The 18,673-nt window shown below is 48.0% G+C and carries 14 protein-coding genes; 8 read left to right on the plus strand and 6 right to left on the minus strand.

Features of this window, described 5'->3' with window-relative positions:
• Positions 1-145: 145 nt before the first annotated feature.
• From ACO6VE_RS16260 to ACO6VE_RS16270, 3 genes are all read left to right on the plus strand, one after another.
• Entirely contained in the window at positions 146-1,834 is a 1,689-nt protein-coding gene (locus ACO6VE_RS16260) for a hypothetical protein (RefSeq protein ID WP_422462330.1), read from the plus strand.
• A gap of 265 nt (positions 1,835-2,099) precedes the next feature.
• Positions 2,100-2,795 carry an RING finger domain-containing protein gene (locus tag ACO6VE_RS16265; RefSeq protein ID WP_422450221.1) on the plus strand — a complete coding sequence of 232 codons (696 nt, stop codon included), beginning with the start codon at positions 2,100-2,102 and terminating at the stop codon, positions 2,793-2,795.
• Between the two features lie 177 nt (positions 2,796-2,972).
• The gene (locus tag ACO6VE_RS16270; RefSeq protein WP_422462332.1) at positions 2,973-3,614 is read left to right on the plus strand and encodes a glutathione S-transferase family protein; all 642 of its coding nucleotides are present in this window, start codon (positions 2,973-2,975) and stop codon (positions 3,612-3,614) included.
• Between the two features lie 114 nt (positions 3,615-3,728).
• On the opposite strand, the gene astB is transcribed toward ACO6VE_RS16270, so the two are convergent.
• The 3 genes from astB to astA are packed head-to-tail and all read right to left on the minus strand — an operon-like array spanning position 3,729 to position 7,672.
• On the minus strand, positions 3,729-5,069 hold the full coding sequence (gene astB, locus ACO6VE_RS16275; RefSeq protein ID WP_422462333.1) for an N-succinylarginine dihydrolase: 1,341 nt from the start codon (positions 5,067-5,069) through the stop codon (positions 3,729-3,731).
• Positions 5,070-5,109: 40 nt separating this feature from the next.
• Positions 5,110-6,591, minus strand: coding sequence for a succinylglutamate-semialdehyde dehydrogenase (gene astD, locus ACO6VE_RS16280; RefSeq protein ID WP_422462335.1), 1,482 nt, complete (start codon positions 6,589-6,591; stop codon positions 5,110-5,112).
• Between the two features lie 25 nt (positions 6,592-6,616).
• Positions 6,617-7,672, minus strand: coding sequence for an arginine N-succinyltransferase (gene astA / locus ACO6VE_RS16285; protein WP_422450225.1), 1,056 nt, complete (start codon positions 7,670-7,672; stop codon positions 6,617-6,619).
• Between the two features lie 410 nt (positions 7,673-8,082).
• Between astA and ACO6VE_RS16290 the strand changes: the two genes are divergently transcribed.
• On the plus strand, positions 8,083-9,144 hold the full coding sequence (locus tag ACO6VE_RS16290; RefSeq protein WP_422450226.1) for a hypothetical protein: 1,062 nt from the start codon (positions 8,083-8,085) through the stop codon (positions 9,142-9,144).
• 278 nt (positions 9,145-9,422) lie between these two features.
• Here ACO6VE_RS16290 and ACO6VE_RS16295 read toward each other — a convergent pair whose 3' ends face one another.
• Positions 9,423-10,421: an NAD-dependent epimerase gene (locus tag ACO6VE_RS16295; RefSeq protein WP_422462337.1), complete on the minus strand. Its 999-nt coding sequence runs from the start codon at positions 10,419-10,421 to the stop codon at positions 9,423-9,425.
• A 136-nt stretch (positions 10,422-10,557) separates the two neighbouring features.
• Positions 10,558-11,877 carry a UDP-glucose dehydrogenase family protein gene (locus ACO6VE_RS16300; RefSeq protein ID WP_422450228.1) on the minus strand — a complete coding sequence of 440 codons (1,320 nt, stop codon included), beginning with the start codon at positions 11,875-11,877 and terminating at the stop codon, positions 10,558-10,560.
• 151 nt (positions 11,878-12,028) lie between these two features.
• Here ACO6VE_RS16300 and ACO6VE_RS16305 point away from each other — a divergent pair, with 151 nt between their 5' ends.
• The 4 genes from ACO6VE_RS16305 to asnB are packed head-to-tail and all read left to right on the plus strand — an operon-like array spanning position 12,029 to position 16,958.
• On the plus strand, positions 12,029-12,835 hold the full coding sequence (locus tag ACO6VE_RS16305) for a glycosyltransferase family 2 protein (protein WP_422462339.1): 807 nt from the start codon (positions 12,029-12,031) through the stop codon (positions 12,833-12,835).
• Positions 12,836-12,849: 14 nt separating this feature from the next.
• Positions 12,850-13,971: a glycosyltransferase family 4 protein gene (locus ACO6VE_RS16310; RefSeq protein WP_422462341.1), complete on the plus strand. Its 1,122-nt coding sequence runs from the start codon at positions 12,850-12,852 to the stop codon at positions 13,969-13,971.
• A gap of 46 nt (positions 13,972-14,017) precedes the next feature.
• Complete coding sequence (locus tag ACO6VE_RS16315) at positions 14,018-15,109, plus strand: glycosyltransferase family 4 protein (protein WP_422462343.1); 1,092 nt, start codon at positions 14,018-14,020, stop codon at positions 15,107-15,109.
• A 19-nt stretch (positions 15,110-15,128) separates the two neighbouring features.
• Entirely contained in the window at positions 15,129-16,958 is a 1,830-nt protein-coding gene (gene asnB / locus ACO6VE_RS16320) for an asparagine synthase (glutamine-hydrolyzing) (protein WP_422462345.1), read from the plus strand.
• A 185-nt stretch (positions 16,959-17,143) separates the two neighbouring features.
• Here the strand turns inward: asnB and ACO6VE_RS16325 are convergent.
• Positions 17,144-18,585 (minus strand): ISNCY family transposase gene (locus ACO6VE_RS16325; protein WP_422462347.1). Its coding sequence is split into 2 segments (ribosomal slippage): positions 17,144-18,150 and positions 18,150-18,585, totalling 1,443 coding nucleotides; the frame shifts between segments, so codons are not numbered across the junction.
• Between the last annotated feature and the right edge of the window lie 88 nt (positions 18,586-18,673).

The raw sequence follows: 18,673 nt of genomic DNA on the forward strand, positions 1-18,673 counted from the left end.
CGAAAAGCGCATTCCCACAAATGATAACCCTGTCAGGAGTAGTGGGCTACCTGACAATATTCAGCCAGCAAATGCTCCCGGAGGTACGGTTTCCCAAAATAGACCGGGGGGGGCAGAAGGAATCAAACGTGATCTGAATAGGCTTTTGGCCGATGATAAGCCACTGGAACAAGGCTTCCGAAAAAAGGAGGAGATGAAATACATAGATGCATCAATAACTGCACTGGAAAAAATCAAGGAAGAAATGAATGGCAAATGGGATCTTTCAAATGACGATTTAAAGGCTGCATTTAAAAAAGCGCACAAGAAGGCCATTAAAAAACTGAAAGAAAATAATTCGAATGATGTCAAAGTAACCTTTAATTTACCCGGTGGGCAACGGGTTCGTTTAATTCCACCTGAGCTGGATAATCTGGATTTATCGGACTTGAAATCATGGTTGCACGGATCTCTGGGGTTAGTAAATGAGCTGAAATCAGAAAAGCAGTCTGCTTATGATGCTGGTCTTATCGAGCAGGCAATTACTGATGGTACCCGGGAATTGAATACTCTTCTTTCCCAGCTGGCGCAGACCGGCTCATCCGAGCAAGAGCTTCTGGGCTTCCAGGCTCGCTATCATGCCATACAATACCCGATTATCAGCCTTTCTTTTGATGGCAGCAGCCAGCACTCTTCCGATAGACCAGAGCACCATAGTACTCCCGAGGCTGTGAAACCAAGTCCTTCTATTAAAATTACCAATGATCCTGAGAGGGCATTGACAGTTCCTGACGAGGGGGATTCAGCTTTTGGGGATGAAAGTCTTGTTGACGCTGATCACTTGAAACGGGTTGAAAGAGCCAGAAAAGCATACAGAGACCTCGGTTATGCCTGGTATCAGCAAGAAAAAAACACCAGTGAAGAAATTCTTGATGACAAAGCGATGTTAATGGCGGAGTTGGAACAACGTTTACAAGGCAAGCCTGAGAGTGATGATGATTCTGGTGTCTCGGTATCTTCCCTGACCAGCCCGCAACGCTCAAATCCTCGCAGACGTTCTGGTGATAAAACGGGAGAACCACCATCATCCGCCCGCAAGTTACAGGTGAAGGATGATGATGGTGTCGGCTTATTCCGTGCATTGTTTGCCTGTTATACCGGAAACGGTGATTGGCAGAATGCGTCGAAAGATCAGGTACGTAAAGAGATAAGAGACGAAACTATGGCTCAACCGATAAAACTGGCCATTGACGTTGCTACCCATAAGTACCTTGAGCTGGATCCTTACAACAATGACGTGATGGACGTTCAAAACTTGTCACAGCGTGCCGTGGCTCAGAAGATCAAAGCGTTGGACGATCAGGGGCTTTTAGTCCAGAAAATTTTTGCCCAGGTGATTCTGGATGGCACGTTCTCTGAACACTCTTTCCGCCGTCTTCCAGAGGTGCTGGGTGTTACCGATTTAATGACCAATGATCCTGATGACCCCTATGCTTTTGAAATGATAGTTTTTTCACAGCTTATTATGAGTGAACTCTGCACGACGCTGGGCGTGCCTGAATCCAATGGTAATGAACGAGGATTTCATAGGCTGAATAGAGGCTTTGGTGTAGTGTTAGACGCTGAAAAAAAGAAGGATGACGATAAGAGAAATAGTGTCAAAGAAGCTGATAGAGCTTCCGGTTTATCTCCAGCGCGGGAAGATACGAAGGTTATGGCCCCGTCAGAGGATAGCATGATACCTGAAACGTCAGGGGATGACGCTTCGAGTGCAGTTAGTCAACCACCTCCACCACCTCCGCCCGGGAGTCTTGCTGAATCGTTTGAAGATAAAAAATCTACTGACAGTAGATAGACACTCTTTAGCAAAAGAGTTTTGCGCCTGTTAACCCGGATATTTCATAAACAGCGATCCTTGATCTGACCCTGAAACTACATCCGCCTTGGAAATGTCGTGTTCATGGATATCCATATCCTCAGACGAAGTAACCGCAATAATGAATCGCCGTTGAACTATTTCCAGGAAAAAATGTCCAGATGAAAAAGCGTCTGGATACCAGTGGCCAATTTACCCAGTGAATGTGCAACGACGTGCGGCCAACCAAAGCAGGAAAATAGACATGGAAATAAGCTCTGTTCCAGCCAATCACAGTGCGAGTCACTGTTTGATTTGCATGGAAGATTTTACCAGCCAGCCTGGCCATGAAGCAGTTAACCTGAGTTGTCATCATGTCTTTGGCCGATCGTGCATCATTCGCTGGGGAAGCAACAACCCGACCTGCCCTGCCTGCCGGGCACCGCTGGACCTTGATCACATACATGGCAGGAGTATCACCATAACCAGGCGTTTAATCAGAACAGTACCAGCTGCTGCCTCATACCTCAGGACTAACTTTCTGGACAGCCCCTTCGCACTTGGCAGCATGGTCTTTACCACTGGAGGGGGATTGATTAACACCTTTGCTCGATTTCTCCCTTATCAGCCGGACGCTGCCTATATGGTCGCGGGTTATTCCATTGGTGGCATCGGCATTTCTCATGTTTTAGCTGGTGCTTCTGCATTAGCCTGTGGTTATACTGCCCTGCCCGTAAACGGTCATCACAGTCTGGCCATTTCCTTGAGCAAGGGCGGAGTCCTTGGCATTGGTGCTGCTGGCCTTGCCGGCTTCTTTGTTGGTGTCTTGGTGCGTTCTGATCATTCCAGCCTTCTTGCCTCTGGTATTAATTCAGGCATCCATGGCATGGCCGGGGGGGTGATGGTCGCAGCCTCTATTAGCACAGTTGCCCTGACAACAGCCATCTACCTGGATTCTTAATTCCTCTCCTGTCTACTGAAAAAGCTGTCTGGAATGAAGCTTTTTGATGTTTTGTTCACTATGCAGAGACTCGTTTTATAAGGGCGGGAAGGGTTCCGGTTTTCTGGATATTGCAAAGGCTGGAGTAAAAGGTAGGATAGCGGTTGGTTGAAAACAATAATTATAGAGGATGTGACCATGAATAAGCTTTATGGGGTGCCACTGTCACCCATGGTTCGAAAAGTACTGCTGGCTCTCGAAATAAAACAACTTGACTATGAGTTGGTGCCGGTTACCCCGTTTATGAAACCGGCAGGCTTTGAAAAAATCAGTCCCCTGAAAAAAATTCCTGCCTGGGAAGATGACAAGGTGACGATTGCCGACTCTTCGGTGATCTGTGAGTACCTTGAGGACCGTTATCCGGAACAGGCTCTCTACCCAAAGACACCTGAGGAAAAAGCCAGGGCCCGCTGGTTTGAAGAGTATGCCGATACGGCGATGCTCCAGGTACTGGGAACGGTCTTTTTTGAGCGAGTTGCCAAGAAGCTGATTAACCAGCCTGCTGACGAAGGCAAAGTGCAGGAAGTTTTACAAACCAAACTGCCAGAGATTTGTGCTTATCTGGAATCTCAGGTTCCGGAAACTGACTTTCTGTTTGGAGGGAAGGTTCAATTGGCTGATATTGCCCTGGCCAGCCACTTTATTAATCTCGTCCATGCTGGAGTCCAGATTGACTCTGCTGAGTATCCTGGGCTGGCGGCGTATATTGACAGGATTTTCCAGCATCCAGCCGTGGCGCACCGGATTGCAGAAGATAAAAAAGTGTTTGGCGGTAAGTAAAAAAGATCGCCACCCGTTGCCCGTAAAAGCACAAGCGGTTCTGGCTTTTCGGGCAGCGTCTATAGAAATGTGGAAGTTATTTCAGAGCTGTTTCTTACATACGTTTGAAGGCTATTAATTCTGGAATGGATAGACTGAACCCAGATTAAGAATGTGTGTCAGTTCATCCAGGGCCGTTCGGGATTCCGTCAGTAAAAGCGGGTCGGCCAGGTCTTTTTCAGATAACTGGTCACGATAGTGCTTTTTGACCCAGCGGCTGAGGGTGGCAAAGCGCTGGTTGTTGATCAGACAATGTTGATTGGTCGCTGCCAGTTCCTGGTCGTTTAATACGACTCTCAGTCGCAGGCAGGCCGGTCCTCCGCCGTTATTCATACTTTGGCGCAGATCAAAAACCTTCAGATCCGTAATTGGGCAACTTGCGTCGTTGAGTATGGTTTGCAGGTAATCCCAGACAGCGGGTTCATTTTCACACTCAGAGGGGACAACGATCATTGTCCCGCCATGGTCCAGCGACAGCAGTTGGCTATTGAATAGATAAGTCCCAACTGCCTGTGCTACAGAAACCTGTTGATCCGCCACCTCAACAATATGGAAGTCCTGCGCCCCATAAGCCTTTCTTAATGACTCATAGACACCAGCCTGCTCCACAAATGCCTGTTCATGGCAGAACAGCAGGTTGCGGTTGCCCACAGCGATAACATCATTATGAAAAACGCCCTGATCAATAACCGCCGGGTTTTGCTGGGCAAATACCACTTTGTCCGTATCAAGCTGATGCAGACGGGCGACAGCCTGACTGGCTTCAAGACTCTGGCGGGCAGGGTATTTCTGTGGCGAGGTACTTTGCGGGTTAAATGCTTCCCGGCCATAAACGAAAAATTCAACGCCCTGTTCGCCATATTCATGGCAAAAACGGGTGTGGTTCGCGGCCCCTTCATCACCAAAGTATTCGGTGGATGGCAGAGCCTGGTGGTGAACAAAGTGATCCGGATTATTAAACGTCGCTTTTAGTATTTTTCCGGTCACGTCATGCTCAATGGAGCGGTGGAATTTATTGATTAAGTTAGCGGGCGTGAAATGTACTTTACCATCAGCACAGTCCGCACTGGGGGAGACTGTCGCTGCATTAGCGGTCCACATACTGGAAGCGGAGCAGCAGGCTGCCAGAACTGCTGGCATCTGTTGCGCCGCGTCAGACAGAACCCGTGAATCACTGCCGGTGAAACCGAGCCTTCGCAGTGTGGCAACATCTGGCCGCTCCTGGGGGGCTAACACACCCTGGATAAAGCCCAGTTCACTGAGCGCCTTCATTTTCTCCAGACCCTGGAGAGCTGCTTTCCTTGGGTTTGCTACTTTGCCCGCATAATGGATTGAGGCCTTGTTACCCTGGGATAACCCTGCATAGTTGTGGGTAGGGCCCACCAGTCCGTCAAAGTTGGCTTCTATTGTTTTCATTATTGACTACTTCACCATTAGTTCAACGCGAAGGTACCGTTTACAAATCAAGCCCGGGTGCGAGTTCTTTGGGCATACTCAGTGACTCCGACTCAACACTGGCCACTGGGTAGGCGCAGTAATCGGCAGCGAAATAGGCACTGGGGCGGTGGTTGCCACTGTCACCGGGGCCGCCAAAAGGTGCAGCACTGCTGGCACCGGTGATTGGCCGGTTCCAGTTAACGATACCTGCACGTATTCTCTGCAAAAAGAACTGGTACTGCTCTGGTACTTCACTGAACAATCCGGCGGAAAGACCAAAACGGGTGTTATTGGCGTCTGCAATGGCATCTTCAAAACGATCATAACGAATAATTTGCAACAGTGGGCCAAAGTACTCTTCATCGGGACGGTCTTTGATATTGGTCACATCAATAATACCCGGAGAGACTAACCCGGTTCCTGCTTGAAGATGTGTTGATAAAAGCAGGCTGTTGCCGCCCAGCTTTTGCAGCGTTTCCTGGGCTGACAATATCTGTTTGGCCGCTGCTTCAGAGATAAGCGCTCCCATAAACGGTGCTTCCTGATCATCCCATTGACCTACTTTGATATTGGCTGCCGCTACAGTCAGCGCATCAACAAACTGATCCCCCCAGGACGTTGTGGGAACAAAAAGTCGGCGGGCACAGGTACAGCGTTGACCGGCGGTGATAAATGCTGAATGAATAGTGTCGTGTACTGCGGCTTTGATATCTGCCATCTCGGTGACAATCAGCGGATTGTTGCCGCCCATTTCCAACGCCAGAATTTTACCCGGCTGTCCGCCGTACTGCTGGTGGATCATCTTGCCGGTGTTTGAGCTGCCGGTGAAAAACAGACCATCAAGACCGGGGTGCCCGGCCAGAGCGATGCCAGTTTCTTTTTCTCCCTGAACCAGATTGATAACTCCGTCGGGTATTCCCACCTGCTGCCAGAGTTTTATCGTGTATTCCGCAACGGCCGGTGTTAACTCGCTGGGCTTGAAAACCACGGTGTTGCCAGCCAGCAGTGCGGGAACAATATGTCCATTGGGAAGGTGGCCCGGAAAGTTGTAGGGGCCAAATACCGCAACAACTCCATGTGGCTTGTGACGAATCACGGCTTTCCCTACGGGCATGGCATTTTCAACGGTCCCCGTTCGCTCATGGTAGGCTTTTATTGAAATGGCAATTTTCCCGGCCATAGCAGCCGCTTCCGTTTTGGCTTCCCAGAGCGGCTTACCGGTTTCTCTGGCAATGATTTCTGCCAAGCCCTCTTTATTCTGCTCCAGCTCATTGGCAAACGCCTTAATGAATGCCTCTCGTTCTTGAAATGGGCGAAACGCCCAATGATGACTGGCTTCCCGGGCGGAACTTATTGCCTGGTCTACTTGCTTTGCGGTGGCACTGGCTCCTTGCCAGAGCACATTGCCTGTTCCCGGATTTTCGGATGAAAAGGGTTTGCCATTTGCCTTAAGCCACTGTCCATTGATAAACAGGCATTGTTGTTCATTTGTGTCTGCCATGGTCGTAATCCTCTCAATTCGTTGACTAGCTGGATAAGGGCACCACCCGAAGCAATTGGCCTTCTTCAACGTTAAGTGCTGATGCCTGCTCTTTACTGATCATGACAAACTCCAGTCCTTCGTAGGAAAGATTACCCATGATGCAGCGAAAATCGTTCAACTCACTATTGGCCATCAGCCAGTGGCGCTGATCCGTTGTGTTGTTCTCAACAATTTTAACTTTGTACTGTCGTGAATCTCTTACTGAGCGTACTTCTTTGACTCTGGCTTCCAGTAGCGGACCTCCATCAAAAATATCCACATAGCCAGTGTAGTAGAAGCCTTCAGATTCCAGCAGATGTCGGGCAGGCGTTGTGCTTTCATGGGTAACACCAATGACCTCCCTGGCTTCATCCGGCAGCAAATTGGTGTAGATTGGGTGGCGAGGCATCAGCTCGGCAATAAACGCTTTATCGACGGTGGATTGGCGATCAGCTTCGGCAAAGTCCACTGCAAAGAAGTGCCGACCCAGGGCTTCCCAGAAAGGAGACACTTCCTGATCATCACAGTAGCCACGCATTTCTGCAAAGAGGCCTTCAGCAAACAGTTCCGGAAAGGCCGCCATAAACAACATTCGACTCTTGGAAAGAAACGTACCGTTTTTGGAATGACGATAATCCGGCAGCAAAAAGAGCGTACAAAGTTCTGAGAAGCCGGTATGGTCACTGCAGAGCATCAGGGTGTCCACCATGGTGTAGACATCCAGTTGTTGTGAGGCATGAACCTGTTTACTCACCTTGTAATTATACCAGGGAGCCTCAAGCCCGACGGCGGACTCGATACCCGCAGTGCCCATAACCTGACCGGTTTCGGTATCTTCCATCACAAACAGATAGAGATTATTTTTCGGTTCTGCGGCAGAAGTACCTGTTTCCTGCGATGCAGCCAGCGAAGCCTGCTTAAAGGAGGTGAGTGCCCATGCCAGTTTATTATCAACCATGGGGCGGTGAGGTTGCAGGGAGGTGAATCCGGCACCCGTCTGGTTGGCAATTTGCCATAGGGCCTCACGATCCTGCTCATGAATGGGACGAATAACAATCATAGTCAGACTTTGCCTTTGTTTTAATAGTCAGTTAGTTATCGCGACATAAAGAGACCTGGAAATGTTACCTCAACTTTTATTGATGGAAAGACCCTGCAAAGAGAAAAAATGCACCTATAGTTTAGCTTCAATAATTCAGGAAATGATACCGTTTCGCTCACTTTGTCAGTGGTAAAAACAGTTCACCAAAAACACCTATGATTCAGTCACCCGTTCTTTTGCCTGTGGTTCCGCAGCCTCGTGAGCCGAGTGAACCCTCTTCTGTGCAGCCTGCAATTGCCAGTAGCCATATTGCACCTGGCGAGCCTGATGGAACCTATATAACAAAAGAACCCTTCTCTTTTACTGAGCGCTGTAAGTCGCTGTTCAGCAGGGTTGTCTGTGCCGTAGAAACGAGCATGTGGCATATTATGGACGCATTCAACTGGGCCGGCTATCTCGCTGTCTGGGCCATGGCTGGCGCTACCTTTATGGTTGGTATGATGGCCTTGCCGATCATTCTTAAATCAGCCCTGACCGGCATCATTATTATGGCTTGTGAAGCGATAGGGGAGGCCGTACTGCGATATTATTCAAGTGATCAGTTCCCAACGGATCGCCTGCCCGTACTATTAGACAGACTCCCGATAGAGGATCTGCCTGTTCTTGGGGATTTTCTGAGCTTTCGCTGGCTGAGACACTTGCCGTTTCAGGGGGAACGCTGTGATGAAAATAAACTGACGTATTTTGGCAGTCGCATGGTGGTTGGTGGGGTCTATGGCAGCTTACTTGGTTTTTTCACGTCGTTAATCACTCTGTCTCCCTACAGTATTCTGGCTACGGGAGCAGTAGCTGCAGGCACTGCTTTTGGCCTGAGGTTTCTGGGATGCGCCAAGGTAGCCCTGGATTTTGTATTTCTTTCCAATCATGAAATGAATGAGGGGCGTCTTTACCATAAAGATAGCTTTATTAATCGCCCTATCAGAGACAGGTTGGTTGGGAATACAGAGTCGTCGAATTATTTTCCCATGCCACCTCCTGAGAATATCGGTGCAGCAATACAGCTGCTGAGAATTCATCAGAATATAGAGGCAGTTACCAAAGACGATATTTATCAGGCTGCAGAAGCCCGTTGCAATGAGAAAGCGCAGTCAGGACTACCAAATGAGCTCTTTGACCGGGAGGTGAGTCTGGTCAAACACGCTCAGGAACAATTATATCGATTTGTCACACAACGGGATTTGCAAGAGGCAAAAAGGCGGGAGTTACAGGCCAGGCTGGTTCATCAGGCCCGGGAGCAAGACAAAATAGACCGGAATTTGCTGGGTTTACCGGCGGAGGTAGAATTGACGCCTGAGCAGATTGAAGCTGGCTACCGACAGGCGCTGAATGATTATGAGCGCTACAGGGATCAGGATATCAATGAGATTGATCGAGCGGCGGCACGTTTGAGAAGAGCCAATGACAATATGGATGCTGTCTCTGTGGCTTGATGTGATGTCAAACTGAGACTCACCTCCGATAGATGCTTTTCAAACGATTTACAGGGATGAAGATGCAGAGTGTGAATGTGTCTCTAAGTAGTTGGCCAAATGGAATCGTATATTTCTGGCTAAGTGGGCAGTTGCTATGCAAGGCGCAACGTAGGGAGCATAGCCGTAGCTATGTGACCGGAGTTGCAACGCCGCAGAGTGACTGACAACTTAGTCAGAAATATATGATTTCATTTGGTTAACTACTTACATCTTCTGCTCTGAAACAAGCCGTTTCGTTATTTCTGCCAGTTCATGTACCAATGAGCAAACATTTGTAACCCTTCTTCAATGGACGTTGACGGTTTAAAACCGACCGTCTCCATCAAATCACTGACATCGGCATAGGTTGCATAAACGTCACCGGGCTGCATCGGTAAGTATTGCTTCTCGGCCTGTTTACCAATGGCATTTTCCAGTGCTGTGATAAACGTCATCAGTTCAACAGGTTGGTTGTTACCGATATTGTAAATCCGGTAGGGCGCTGAGCTGCGGCCCGGATCAGTGCTGTCAAAATGATCTGACTTTGTTGGAATAACATCCTGAATGCGTACTATACCTTCCACGATATCATCAATGTAGGTGAAGTCTCTTTTCAGTTTGCCCTCATTAAAGACGGGGATGGCCTCTCCACGGTTAACCATCTGGGTGAATTTGAAGTAAGCCATATCCGGACGCCCCCATGGACCGTACACCGTAAAAAAGCGCAGGCCAGTGGTAGGTAAGCCATAGAGATGCGAATAAGTGTGGGACATTAACTCATTGGATTTCTTGGTCGCTGCGTAGAGTGAAACCGGATGGTCAACAGCATCTGTCGTTGAAAATGGCATTTTGGTATTCATGCCATAAACAGAACTGGAAGAGGCATAGACAAGGTGTTCTACCTCGTTGTTGCGGCAACCTTCAAGAATGGTGGCATGGCCAACAAGGTTGCTGTCGATATAGGCCATAGGGTTGTCGATGGAGTAACGGACGCCCGCCTGAGCTGCCAGATGAATCACCCGGTTGAACTGTTCCTGCTTGAACAGTGCGGCTATACCCTCGCGATCCGCCAGGTCGAGTTCAACAAAGCGAAAGTTTTTCAGTGGGGCCAGTTCATTGAGGCGGCCATGCTTAAGGCTGACGTCGTAATAGTCATTGAGATTATCAATGCCAACCACTTCATGCCCCATTTCACAGAGACGCCTGGTGGTAAAGAAGCCAATAAAGCCTGCGGCTCCAGTGACCAGATATTTCATCGTGGTTTACCTGTTTTGAAACCACTAAGGGCATAAAGATCACCAAGATTTACCTGTTGCTCAGTGTTTTATGCCCTGAGGGTATTTTGTGTACACAATCTTTTTATAAAAGATGCTTGAATGAGTAGAGTCCGCGTTAGCGACCAATGGCGTAGTATTTGAAGCCTTTCAGCGTCATCCGTTGAGGTTCGTACATGTTACGGCCATCAAAAATCACAGGCTCTTTCAATAACGCTTTCAGCTGGTCAAAGTCGGGAGCACGGAATTGACGCCACTCAGTGCAGATAACCAGTGCGTCAGCGCCTTTAATTGCCGCTTGTTGTGTACCAGACAGTGTCAGGTCATCCCGAAGACCATAGATGCGTTGTGCCTCTTCCATCGCCTCCGGGTCATAGGCCTGCACTTGTGCACCGGCCTGCCAGAGTGATTCCATCAGCACCCGGCTTGGCGCATCGCGCATATCGTCTGTATTGGGTTTAAATGCCAGCCCCCAGAGTGCAATGGTTTTCCCTTCCAGCTGACCGTTAAAGTGTCTGCTGAGTTTGGTGAACAGAACATTTTTCTGCTGGGCATTGCGCTCTTCAACGGCTCTCAGGATCAGGGGCTCAAAGTCAATGTCCTCTGCGGTTCTTTTCAGGGCCTGAACATCTTTCGGGAAACAGGAGCCACCGTAACCACAGCCAGGATAGATAAAGTGGAAGCCAATGCGGGGGTCAGAGCCGATCCCCTGGCGCACCATCTCAATATCAGCACCCAGTCGTTCAGCCAGGCCAGCTATCTCATTCATAAAGCTGATCTTGGTCGCCAACATGCAGTTCGCAGCGTACTTGGTCAGTTCCGCACTGCGGACATCCATAAAAATCATGCGGTCATGGTTGCGGTTGAAAGGAGCGTACAGCTCTTTCATGGTATCAGTCACTTGGTCACTGTCGGTACCGACCACAATTCGATCCGGTCTCATGCAGTCATTAACCGCCGCACCTTCTTTCAGGAACTCAGGGTTAGAAGCGACAGAAAACTCAAGCTGAACACCTCGCATCTGCAGGACTTCTGCCACTTTGGCGGCCACTTGATCGGCTGTGCCGACAGGGACCGTGGACTTGTTCACAATGATTTTCCGGTCATCCATCTGCTGTGCAATCGTACCGGCCACAGCGAGGACGTATTGCAAATCAGCAGAACCATCTTCATCCGGTGGCGTTCCCACGGCAATAAACTGCAATGTGCCATGGGCGATGCCCTCAGCGGCATCCGTCGTGAAGTGCAGTCGGCCAGCCTCACTGTTCTCTTTCACAATAGGCTCGAGTCCTGGCTCGTAGATAGGAATAATGCCGCGCTTCAGGTTATCAACTTTGTTTTGATCAATGTCGACACAGACAACATCATGACCCACTTCTGCCAGAACCGCAGCCTGTACCAGGCCAACGTAGCCGATACCGAAAACAGTGACTTTCATAGTGAAGGGTTACCGTGAAAAATTAAGTCGGGCTATTCTAACTGAAAGCGTACTGGGCGGAAATGTCAGGTTGATAAAGCCTGTCGTTTACGGGGTTCTGCAAAGCCGATATGATTCGTCTCTTTTGCTGGCTGGATCTTCGAGACAGCTTATGACAAAGCGACCCGGGCCACTCATGTCTCAAGCGACTACCCTTTCTGTTGTCCTGATTGCCAAAAACAGCAGTGCTACCCTGGAGAGTAGCCTGAACTCCGTGCAATGGGCCGATGAAATCATTCTTCTCGATGCTGGCAGTACCGATGACACAGCTGAGATTGCCACCCGTTGTGGTGCCAGGGTGTATCAGCACACTGACTGGCAGGGTTATGGCAGGCAGCGTCAAATTGCCCAGCAATATGCGACATCTGACTATATATTTATGCTGGATACAGATGAGCAGGTCACCGATGAACTCAAGGTGAGCATTTCAGAAGTGCTGTCAAAACCGCGTCAAGCCAATAAAGTGTATTCCTGTGCCCGGCGTAACTGGTTTCTTGGCCGCTACATGATGCATTGTGGCTGGTATCCGGATCGAGTCCTGCGTCTTTATCTGAATAACGAGAGAACCTATAACAGCAACCTGGTACACGAATCCGTTGAAACTGCCGGAGCTGAAGTGATCAACCTCCAGGGTGACCTGCTGCATCGTACCTGCGATGACTATATGCAGTTTCAGCAAAAGCAACTGGTATATGCCCGAAGCTGGGCTGAAGAGCGTTTTTTGCAAGGCAAGAAGGTCGGTCTGGGATCTGCCTTTGGCCATGCGCTGGGTGCGTTTATTAAAACCTTTTTACTAAGGAAGGGCTTCCTTGATGGCGGCCACGGGCTCCTCCTCTCACTGGTGGTTACCCAGTATACCTTCAATAAATATGCTGCGCTGTGGGCTATGAGTAAAACCCGCAGGCAGGCCGGTGAATAACGGGCACCTGACTTATGATCAAGCTTGCTATTGTCAGACAAAAATATCGGCCCGATGGCGGTGCTGAGCGTTTTGTTGCATCTGCGTTGTCTGCTCTCTCAGAGCAGCAGCAACTGGATATTACCGTATTAACACGACAGTGGAATGGTTTAAAGAACCCGTCTGTTCATATTGAGGTTTGCAACCCGTTTAAATGGGGCCGTGTCAGTCGTGAACGAGGTTTTGCCAGGGCTGCACAGAAACACTTCTCCAGTTTTGATATTGTTCAGAGCCATGAGCGTATCCCGGGTTGTACCATTTATCGTGCTGGAGATGGTGTGCATAAATGCTGGCTGGAACATCGCTCGAGAATTATCCCTGAAGCTCAGGCTAAACGAATGAAAAATGATCGCTTTCACCGTTATGTGATGGATGCGGAGAAGCAGATGTTTGAGCATCCGAAGTTGAAAGCAGTGATCTGTATCTCTGAGATGGTGAAAAGAGAGATTATTCGTGAGTTTGATATTGATGAGAGCAAGTTGCATGTTATTTACAACAGTGTTGACTCAAACCGATTTACTCCAACGTTAAGAGACCAGTTCAGAGCGTCAATCCGTAGTGCTTTAGGAATCACTGACAGTGCAACCTGCCTTATTTTTGTAGGTTCAGGGTTTGAGCGAAAAGGGTTGGCTGAAGCAATTAAAGCGGTTGCGAAAGCTGGTGCTGAGCTGATTGTTGTTGGTAAAGATAAGTCTGAGTCTATTTATCGCAAACTGGCTGAAGCTGAAGGTGTACCTGATCGGGTTCACTTTTTGGGAGTGCAAGAACGGCCTGAGAGCTACTATGCGGCAGCTGATGGCTTTATTTTACCCACGATCTATGAGCCCTTTGGTAATGTTGTATTAGAGGCAATGGCTTCAGGTTTGGGAGTTATTACTACTCCAACCTGTGGAGGCTCGGATATTATTCAATCAGGTAAAAATGGTTATATATGTGATGCCCTTGACAGCAACTCTCTGGCTCAGGCTGTCAGCCATTTCTGCTCAACTGAAAAAGCATTGATGTTAGGTAAAGAAGCCAGAAAAACTGCTGAAAAGCACAATCCTCAGCGACTTGGTCATGAGCTGCTTAAGCTTTATGGTAATGTCCTTCAGTAAGCTGATCTCTTATCAACACTTATGGTTTTTGGATAAGTAATAACCTATGAAAATACTTCATACAGAATCCTCTTGTGGCTGGGGAGGCCAGGAGGTTCGAATTCTCACTGAGTCAGAAGGGATGCTGGAAAGGGGGCATCAGGTGACGATTGCTTGCCCTGAACATTCCAATATATACAGGGAGTCTGTGCTGCGAGGGATCAACACAGTTGCTCTGCCCATTGAAAAGAAAAAGATCTCATCTCTATGGGTTATGCACAAGTTTCTGGCAAGTAACCACTTTGATGTGATTAATACCCATAGTTCAACAGATAGTTGGCTTGTTTCTCTTTCACTGGCCTGGAAAAAGAAGCGCCCGGGAATAGTTCGTACTCGGCACCTTTCAACACCAGTGCATAAAAACAGAAGTTCTTTGTGGCTTTATCAGAATGGGAATGACTTTTTAGTTACAACAGGTGAAAAGCTTCGTCAGACCTTACATCAGGAAAATGGAGTAGCTCTGGAAAAAATGAGGTCAGTACCAACAGGAATTGATGAAGATCGCTTTAAACCCGCAGAAGATAAGCAAATAATTTGTAGGCAGCTTGGAATTCCATCAAAGAGGGCAATCATAGGAATACTGGCGACCCTGCGTGACTGGAAAGGTCATGAGTATTTATTTAATGCACTTGCAAGCCTCCAGTCGGATGATTATCACTTAATGGTCATTGGTGATGGTCCTTATCGACCCACTTTGGAGACGCTGATTACGCAGCTTAATTTAAACGACAAAATTACTTTAGTAGGTAATCAGGATGATGTCGTCCCATGGTTACAAGCTTTGGATATTTTTGTACTACCATCTTATGGGAACGAGGGCGTGCCTCAGAGCATTATGCAAGCCATGCTTTGTGGTTTGCCAATAATTTCTACTGATGTGGGAAGTATTCTTGAGGTACTGCAACCGGAGAAGAACGGGTTATTGGTCGATACTTGTGACTCTGTATCCTTGGCTTTGGCTATCGAGCGAATGATGAAAGATACAAGCTTGAGAGAGCGTTTTGGAGCTTATAGCCGGAATTTTGCTATGGAGAACTGCACGTTGAGGCAGATGGTGGATCATATGGAAGAAATTTTCCAAAAAGTATCAGTCAAGTAAAAGTGGGAATTGATTAAGTATGTGTGGGATTGCTGGTATCTTCAGTCCATCTGTGGTGAGTATTAGCTCTATTGAAAAGGCGCAGATGAGTCTCTATCCCCGTGGCCCTGATGCTCAGGTTTTCACCTCATGGGATGCTGAAGGCAGGCTATGCAATGAAAAACCAGTATCGGCCCTGATACACACAAGACTGAGTATACGAGACTTGAATTCCAGAGCGAATCAGCCTATGTCTGATGCTTCTGGCAAGGTATGGATATGCTACAACGGTGAGGTGTATGACTGGGAAGATAGAAAGCGAGCATTGATCGGTGAAGGTTATGAGTTCCATACAACGTCGGATACAGAGTTCATTCTCAATTCATATTTACGTGATGGAATGGAGTGCCTGTCGTATCTGAGGGGAATGTTTTCATTTTGCATTTATGACATGAGAGTTGGAAAAGCTTTTCTGTGTCGCGACAGAATGGGGCAGAAACCAATGTATTACTCTTGTCATGATGGTGTACTTGCTTTTGGTTCAAACTTTAAATGTGTCTGGGCACTGCTTGATGGGAAACAGAAAACGCTAAATAAGTATGCGATTGATGCTTTCCTTACACATCGTTACATACCTGCGCCGTTGACGCTAAGTAATGAAATTTTCAAGTTGGAAAATGGTTTCTATCTAGAGTGGGATTTATCCAGGCGAACATTGGAAAAACGTTCATACTGGGAGCCATACAAGGCTGGTTCATCAGATTGGCTTCAGACATTCCTTAAGGCAGTTGATATCCGAACAGTTTCGGATCGTCCAGTAGGAGTTTTTCTAAGTGGTGGAATTGATAGTACTGCCATTGCGTCTGTTTTAGCCCGACAGGAGCATCGTGAGATCACTGCTTTTACGGCTAGCTTTCAGGACCCTCGCTTCGATGAAAGTGAAGTTGCAAAAAAAACAGCACTGAGTTTGGGGTTACCGATCATTGAGATTCCTATCCCTCTGGATATAGAACTGTCTTTATTTGATCAGATTGTTGATGACCTCGATGAGCCTTTTGCTGACCCCAGTGCTTTTCCAACATGGTTGCTTTGCAGGGAAACCTCAAAGCATGTCACGGTTGTTCTGGGCGGAGATGGCGGTGACGAGCTGTTTGCCGGGTACAAGCGGTATAACAAACACCTCAAGAGCGCATGGAGGGGAGGGCTATCATTGGTTGGTTCCCCCTTTAAGGCCATCGACACTAAAAAAGGTAAGATCCTATCTGAACTGAAAATGTCATGGGGAGATGCGTATAGCCTGCGTTTTTCTGGTTATACTCCAGCCCAGCGAGCCCACTTATTATTAGATTTGGAAGGGAAGCAAAATGTTTATTGGCGTAAAAGTCAATTTGAGAATAACGATACTAAGCTACCCCCTCTCAAACAGATGTTAGCGATTGATTATGGCAATTACCTGCCTGAGTATATCCTCAAAAAAGGTGATCTTTGTTCTATGGCGCATGGCTTAGAGCTACGTTGCCCATTTATGGATCATCAACTATTTGCTTCAATTTCAGTTCTGCCTGACCAGGAGCGTTTTTCTTCACCAGCAAAACAACTCCTATCAAGAGTTTCTCCACAGGTTGAGAATGTCGCACATTTGAAGAAAAGAGGATTTAATCCTCCGTTGACTCATTGGCTCAGAAATAGCTGGTCTCAACGTTTTCCTGAAATTGGAGAGCGTCTTGCTAGCGGAAGTCATGGTGTGATAAACGCAGCTGCAGCTCAAGCTATGGTCAAAGAGTATCTTAAGGGGCGGGAAAATTTAGCTGAACAAGTGTTACAATTGTTGATTTTAGATCGAGTTTTGGCAGCATATTCCTTTAATTAGTGTCTGTCAGAAAACCCATGAATAATCCGACTCAACAGGCACTGACAAATTTTTTTTGAAAACAAAAAAGGCCGCTCATGCCAGTCACCTCTTTTTTTGATCAAAACTTAAACATTTCCACGTTTTTCGGGTACCCGTAATCTTCACCCAACGATGATCGTTTGTTTTCTCGTACGCTTCTCCGTTCAGGCTGCTTTTTTGACAGCCTGACTGGATTGCTTTTGCAGTATAGAGCCCAAGCGGTGCAGATTGGTTCCTAAAACCGCCAGGCCAACATACCGACGATAACCGTCAATCCCTGAGTCCGGGCATCGGTCCAGCCCGTGCTGCTCAAGTGCAGTAATGTCGGACTCTACCGCGGAATGCTTCTTCATTGCCCTGACAAACTCAGGGTGTCGTTCACGCTTCCGGTCTTGTTCAGACCATCGCCCCTTTTTGGGTAAGACGGCTCGGTCAAGAAATGTTTCCAGCTTTTCAAGGTTCTCTTTTGACCAGAATCCCCGGTCATAACTGACCTGCGATACTTCAGGAAACCGCTGTTTTGCGCCTTTAGCAATGGCTACAGTCACCTGGTCATCAGTCTGTTTTTCCATGACTAAATGGTGAAGGGTGAAACCAAACTGATCTTGAATCACGCACACCCTGAGGCCCAGTTCTACGGGAACGCCTGCTTTTCCTTTACTGATCCATTCCGTATGGCGTTCAAATAACGAAAAAACTTTCTCACTGTGCGGAATGGTTTCATGGTTCAGTACACGACGGATAATCAGTTGACACTGGTAGTCGGCATCTTTTATCCAGCGCTCCAGCTCTTTCAGTCTTAAGTCTCCGGGTATCCGTGCCTTCAAGAGGTTCAAGGTTATTTCAGCCTTGCGGATAAGCTTCTGGCTGTAGGCTACATACTCAGCATGGACGGTTTCGATATCATGCTGTCGTGCTTCACGAAGCGACTCATTAGACGACGTTGACCGTTTCAGGTTACGGGCTTTGTGAAAACGCTTTTTGTGCTGATCCTGCAAGTAGTTGCTCTGTCGCCACAGGCTTTCCTGCTGCTCTGACGACAGGCAGGCTGCCCACTCGATTATCTTGCGAACGGCATCCCGGAGCAGGTTAATATCCGTTGGAAAGTGGGCATTGGTTTTTACGACAAACGAGTCAGCGCGGGCGCATATCCGCTCTTCTTTTTTTTTACCAGCTGGTGACCGGCATTGACCACAATCTGGTTGATCCCGTCCAGTATTTCCGGGGTGAACAGGGCGATATTATCCTGCAAAGTCTGGATGTGATAAGAGTGGGTACAGTACGGTCCGTGTCCGAGCATTTGCCGCAATGTACCGTGTTCATTGGCCAGCTCCTGAAGGCGGTCGTAGTCGCAGTTGATGGTCAGACGCAGGGTGCCAAAAATCAGTATTTTCCAGAGATCCATACCAGGGCGGCCATTGTCACGGCTGGCGGGTATCATTCGCTCAAGGGCTCGGAAAACCTGCTCTCTCAGCTCTGGGGTGATCCAGATATGCTGAAAAGCCCGCAAGAGCCGGGGTATGTCGTCCCTGGATTTGGGGTTGAAGGTGATGGCAGAGATATCGACCTCGCCTAACTGCATTTGTGGCTTGATGGTTTGGCGCATGAGTGAGAAAACAGCCTGTCAGTGGAAATCTTCAATGATTAAGTAAGGCCACAGACTGCTGTTTTCAAGGGCTGATGGGTTTTTGGAC

The organism is Endozoicomonas sp. ALB115, assembly GCF_049310245.1.
Taxonomy (GTDB): Bacteria; Pseudomonadota; Gammaproteobacteria; order Pseudomonadales; family Endozoicomonadaceae; genus Endozoicomonas.

Excerpts from the sequence above, each read along its gene's own strand:
- ACO6VE_RS16265 (WP_422450221.1), top strand. The coding sequence starts at position 2,100 with ATGGAAATAAGCTCTGTTCCAGCCAATCACAGTGCGAGTCACTGTTTG.
- ACO6VE_RS16270 (WP_422462332.1), top strand. The coding sequence starts at position 2,973 with ATGAATAAGCTTTATGGGGTGCCACTGTCACCCATGGTTCGAAAAGTA.
- astB (WP_422462333.1), bottom strand. The coding sequence starts at position 5,069 with ATGAAAACAATAGAAGCCAACTTTGACGGACTGGTGGGCCCTACCCAC.
- astD (WP_422462335.1), bottom strand. The coding sequence starts at position 6,591 with ATGGCAGACACAAATGAACAACAATGCCTGTTTATCAATGGACAGTGG.
- astA (WP_422450225.1), bottom strand. The coding sequence starts at position 7,672 with ATGATTGTTATTCGTCCCATTCATGAGCAGGATCGTGAGGCCCTATGG.
- ACO6VE_RS16290 (WP_422450226.1), top strand. The coding sequence starts at position 8,083 with ATGGACGCATTCAACTGGGCCGGCTATCTCGCTGTCTGGGCCATGGCT.
- ACO6VE_RS16295 (WP_422462337.1), bottom strand. The coding sequence starts at position 10,421 with ATGAAATATCTGGTCACTGGAGCCGCAGGCTTTATTGGCTTCTTTACC.
- ACO6VE_RS16300 (WP_422450228.1), bottom strand. The coding sequence starts at position 11,877 with ATGAAAGTCACTGTTTTCGGTATCGGCTACGTTGGCCTGGTACAGGCT.
- ACO6VE_RS16305 (WP_422462339.1), top strand. The coding sequence starts at position 12,029 with ATGACAAAGCGACCCGGGCCACTCATGTCTCAAGCGACTACCCTTTCT.
- ACO6VE_RS16310 (WP_422462341.1), top strand. The coding sequence starts at position 12,850 with ATGATCAAGCTTGCTATTGTCAGACAAAAATATCGGCCCGATGGCGGT.
- ACO6VE_RS16315 (WP_422462343.1), top strand. The coding sequence starts at position 14,018 with ATGAAAATACTTCATACAGAATCCTCTTGTGGCTGGGGAGGCCAGGAG.
- asnB (WP_422462345.1), top strand. The coding sequence starts at position 15,129 with ATGTGTGGGATTGCTGGTATCTTCAGTCCATCTGTGGTGAGTATTAGC.